Source organism: Streptomyces sp. ID05-39B (assembly GCF_033794725.1).
GTDB classification, from domain to species: domain Bacteria; phylum Actinomycetota; class Actinomycetes; order Streptomycetales; family Streptomycetaceae; genus Streptomyces; species Streptomyces bobili.
In genome coordinates this window covers 1-4,740 of sequence record NZ_JARGEF010000390.1, presented here as the reverse complement: position 1 = coordinate 4,740, position 4,740 = coordinate 1, and the positions used below count along the sequence as shown (strand labels likewise).

General features: G+C 74.9%; 4 protein-coding genes. All 4 read right to left on the bottom strand.

Annotated elements, in window-relative coordinates:
* Positions 1-1,410, bottom strand: a 1,410-nt coding sequence (locus P1P75_RS39735) for a trypsin-like peptidase domain-containing protein (protein ID WP_319264526.1), incomplete at its 3' end; no start/stop codon positions are given.
* Positions 1,407-1,808: a CU044_2847 family protein gene (locus tag P1P75_RS39730; RefSeq protein ID WP_319264524.1), complete on the bottom strand. Its 402-nt coding sequence runs from the start codon at positions 1,806-1,808 to the stop codon at positions 1,407-1,409. The genes P1P75_RS39730 and P1P75_RS39735, both read right to left, overlap by 4 nt.
* A 167-nt stretch (positions 1,809-1,975) precedes the next feature.
* Positions 1,976-3,382, bottom strand: a complete 1,407-nt coding sequence (locus tag P1P75_RS39725; RefSeq protein WP_319264522.1) for a carboxyl transferase domain-containing protein — start codon at positions 3,380-3,382, stop codon at positions 1,976-1,978.
* Positions 3,379-4,740 (bottom strand): acyl-CoA synthetase (locus tag P1P75_RS39720; protein ID WP_319264520.1); only part of this gene is annotated, 1,362 nt, incomplete at its 5' end. The genes P1P75_RS39725 and P1P75_RS39720, both read right to left, overlap by 4 nt.

Below are 4,740 nucleotides of genomic sequence, written 5' to 3'. Positions count from 1 at the left end.
GGCGGTGAGCGTGGTGTCGAAGTGGGGGCGGGTGCGGGGCGCGGCGGGCGCGGTGCCGAACCCGGCGAGACAGGCGTCGGGCTGCCGCAGCCGTACCCGCAGCCGGCGTGGCTCCTCCGGCGTGCCGCACTCCACCCGGTGCAGTTGGGCGCCGGGCACCGCGTCGAGCCGGTTCCAGGCGCGGGTGAGCTGGTGTCGGGCGCCCGCCCGCCGCCGCGCCTGGTCGGTGACCACCAGGGGGTAGACGCAGCCGAGCGGGGTGTCGTCGTCGGGGGCGCTCGCCCAGCGGTCCACCGGCAGGTCGATCCAGTCACGGGGCAGCGCGAACGCGATCAACTCGTCGGAGCCGGGGGTCAGATACCCGAACGCCGCCTCGATCCGCTCCTGTACATAGCCGTGCAGCCGGGACTGCGGGACGGTGTCGGATCCGACCGGATGCCGACGGCCCCCGCTGTACGCCGACACCTCGACGCGGACCTGGCCGTCGCCCGCGCCGCTGTGCCGGAGGTCGACGAGGATGGGCGACCACTCTGGCACGGCGGCCGTCTCCACGGTTGCCCGGAACAACGCCTCCACGTGCTCGGTGAAGCGGGAGACCGTGTCTGCCGCGTCCTCGCCGTCGATCTCGCACAGCACGAACAGCGCGGCCGAGCGCAACGAGTCGAAGCCCTCCGGCGGCGGCTCGGGGTCCAGCGGTCCGGCGGCGGCCCGGTAGAGCCGTACGGGGTCGCAGTCGAGGCCGGCGCGGACCGCCCGCTCGACCAGCTCCCGCAGCCGGGCGCGGTCGGCGGTGCCGTGGTCGGAGGTGGGGACGAGCCCGGCGAGACCGGGCCAGTGCCGGGCCATCACCTCGGTGGGCATCATCCGCCCGTTGCGCACGCCCCGCGTCCCGGCCGCGGCCGTGACCATGCCGACGACCTCACCGGTGTCGACGAGGGTGACGGCGGCGCCGCTGAACCCCGGTTCGAGCGGCTGCCCGTCCGGCTGCCAGGCCTCCAGCTGCATCCACTCCTGGTTGATCAACTGCGGTGCGGTGACGCGGTACTCGGCGAGCGTGCCCTCGTCGAAGCCGACCGGGAAGCCGTACACGACGAGTTTGCGCGGCTGCCGGCCGTACGCGGTGTCGACGGGCGCGAGCGCCGCCGGGGCGATCTCCACCTCGTGGGCGAGTTCCAGTACGGCGAGGTCGCCGAGGTCGGTGGCGCCGCCGGCCCAGCCGCCCTCGGCCACGACCCGGGCCGGGACGGGCGCCGATCCGGGCCGCTCCGTGAAGGTCACCGCGAGCGTCTCGGCGGATCCCTCGTGCACGACATGGGCGCAGGTCAGGACCTTGCGCGGGGTGATCAGGAAGCCGGCCCCGACGACCTGTCCGGCGCACTCGATCCGGGCCTGCCACTCGGCGCTTCTCATGAGGCCCCGGCGGGCCCTGGGCGGGGGGAAGGCGAAGCGGAGTCCCCCTGCGGCGCCGGCACGGTGTCCTGCGCCCGGTCCGTCGACGGGGACCAGGTCAGCCTGACGATCAGGTGGCCCTCCGCCGTTCCCTTGGCGATGATCGCGCCCGTCTCGGCGGCCAGCTTCACCCCGAACTCGATCTCCACACCGTCGGGCCGCAACGCGCCGTCGCGGAACACCCGCAGCGCCGACTCCGCTGCCGAACGCACGCCCTCCAGGGCGCCCTCGAAGGTACGGGCCGCCTGCACGGTCCCGTCTCCGCGGGCCACCAGCCGGGAACCGGGCCGCTGTTCCTCGACGGCCTCGACGGCGACCACGCCACCGTCGTCCGTCGTGAACTCCACCACTGCTGCCATGACGCCCCCGTCGTACTCATCGAACCGCGGCTCTGCGCACCGCCATTGTTACGGACGGTACGCGAGATTGTCCTGTTCCCGCCTCCGCCGCCCGCCGGTGTTGGCGGAAACCGGCCACTCCGTACCCGCACCTCCTCCCGCACCGCCTCCCGTGGCGTCGGCACGCGTCACGGCAGGTCCGTTCGGACCACCCCCAGCTCCGCCAGGTCCTGTGGCCGGATGCGGAGTTGACCGGCCGTCGCCTCGACCTCCTCGGGCGGCCGCTTCAGGATCGCGGCGGCCAGTTCCGGGGCGATCACCGAGAAATAGCTGTCCGGGGCGGCCCAGGTGCGGCCGGGCGCGGCCAGCGCCAGCGCGCCCCCGGAACCGCCCTCGCCGACCACCAGGGTGGTGACGGGCGTCCGCGCGGTGGCCACCGCGGCGAACAGTTCGGCGATCGCCGCGCCCGCGCCCTGCCGCTCCGCCTCGGCGTCGTTGGCCGCGCCCGGGGTGTCCACCAGGGTCAGCACCGGGATGCCGAGCCGGTCCGCGAGCCGGATCAGCCGGGTGGCGGTGCGATAGCCGGCGGGCCGGGTCGCGGCCCCCGTCTGCGCGGCGTACGCGACGGTACGGCCCCGGTGTTCGCCGAAGCCGCACAGCATGCCGTCCGGATCGGTGCCGCCGCAGCGGTCGCCGCCGATCGTGGCCCGCACGGTGAAGTAGGCGTCCAAGTAGGCATCGGCGCGCGGACGTTGCGGCGACCTGGCTCGCCGGACCGCGTCCCATCCGGTGGCCGGGAGATCCTCCGCCCCGAGGGCGCGCGGGACCGGCGCGGGCTCCTGCGACGGTCGGGTCAGCAGCCGCAGCCACCTGCCCAGTGTCTCCCGCAGCGCCTCCGGTTCCACGACCGCGTCCGCCGACCCCGCCGCGACCTGCGCCTCGGCGGTGTACGCGGCCGGGTCCGCGTCGGGCGGCCGTACCCGCGAGCCGGCGAAGCCGACCTGTGCGCCCGCCATCGCGAGCACCACGTCGGCGCCCGCGCCCAGGGTCGCCCAGCCGCCGCCCGTCGTCGGATCGCGCAACACGGCCACCTGCGCCAGTCCGGCCTGTCGCGTCAGCGCCGACTGCCGTGCCACCCGCTGGAGCTGGGTGAGGGCCGGCATGCCCTCCTGCATCCGGGAACCGCCCGTCGCGACCAACGCGACGACCGGCAGCCGGTGTTCGCGGGCACAGGTGTACGCCGCCTCCAGCCGGTCGCCGGTGCGCTCGCCCAGCGAGCCGCCCAGGAAACCGAACTCGAACGCGATCAGCACGGCCCGGGTGCCCCCGACGCGGGCGGTGCCGCAGACCACGGACTCCGTCTCTCCGGTCCGCTCGGCGGCACGGGCGCGGGAGGCGCCGTAGCCGGGCCAGGAGAGGGGGCCGTCCGGCGCGGACTCCCTTGCCGGATACGCGAGTTCGTCGAAGGAGTCGGTGGAGTCGGTGGAGTCGGTGGAGTCGCAGACGAGGGCGAGGATCTCGCGCGCGGAGAGCCGCAGGGGGCCGCCCGGAACGGGGGCGCCCGGAAGGGGGCCGCCCGGAAGGAAGCCGCTCATGAGGGCAGCGCCCGCTTCATGATCTTCCCCATGTCGTTGCGGGGCAGCACGTCGAGATACCGCACCACACGGGGCCGCTTGTGCGGGGCGAGCCGCATCGCCACATGGTCGGCCAACTCGCTCTCGGACGGCGGTGATTGCTGATCCTGTGGCACGATCCACGCCACGATCCGCTCCCCGAGGTCGGCGTCCGGCTCCCCGGTGACGGCCGCCTCCCGCACCCCCGGATGCTCCAGCAGCGCGTTCTCGATCTCACCGGCGCCGATCTTGTAACCGCCGCTCTTGATCAGGTCGGTGGCCTTGCGCCCCACGATCCGCACGTAACCGTCACCGTCGCGGACCGCCATGTCCCCGGTCCGGAACCACCCGTCGGCGGTGAACGCCCCCGCCGTGGCGTCCGGCCGGTTGAGGTACCCGGTGAACAGGTTCGGCCCGCGCACCTGGATCTCCCCGACGCTCTCCCCGTCGTACGACGTCAGGGGCGTCCCGTCCTCCTCCACGAGCCGCAGCTCCACGCCCGGCAGCGGCAGCCCGACCGTGCCCGCGCGGGGTTCCCCGTCGGCGCGCACGGAGGTGTTCATCAGCGTCTCCGTCATGCCGTACCGCTCGATCACCCGCTGCCCGGTCGCGGCGGTGATCCGGTCGTGGTCGTGCACGGGCAGCGCGGCGGAACCGGAGACGAGCAGCCGGGCCCGGCCGAGCGCCTTGGCGAGACCGGCATCGTCGGGGAGGGTCTCGGCGAGCCGGTGGTACATGGTGGGCACCCCGAACAGCATGGTCGCGCCGCTGTTCAGCTCCCGGGCCACCCCCTCGGCGGAGAACCGCCCCAGATGCCGCACGGATCCGCCGCGCCGCAGCGGCCCCAGGACGCCCAGCACCAGCCCGTGCACATGGAACAGCGGCAGCCCGTGGACGAGCACGTCCTCGCCGGTCCATTCCCAGGCGTCGGCGAGCGCGTCGAGCGTCGCCGCGACCGCCCGCCGGGGGATGACCGCGCCCTTCGGCGGGCCGGTGGTGCCGGAGGTGTAGACGACGAGGGCGGGGTCCTCGTCGCCCACGGGAACCCGGTCCGTGCCGAGGTCGCAGAGCCGTCCGCAGGTGGCTCGCACGTCCACGTCGACGCGGGGCAGGTCACGTACCGCGGGAGGCAGTTCGTCCCCGGGCGCGGTCAGGAGGAGTGCGGGCGCGCTGTCCGACAGGATGTGCCCGAGTTCCTTCTCCCCGGACTTCGGGTTGAGGGGCACCACCACGACCCCGGCCTCCAGCGCCGCCACGACGGCCACGGCCGTCTCCAGCGCGGGCGTCGCCCATACGGCGACCCGCCCGCCGCCGCCCGGCAGCCGGCCCGCCAGTGAGCC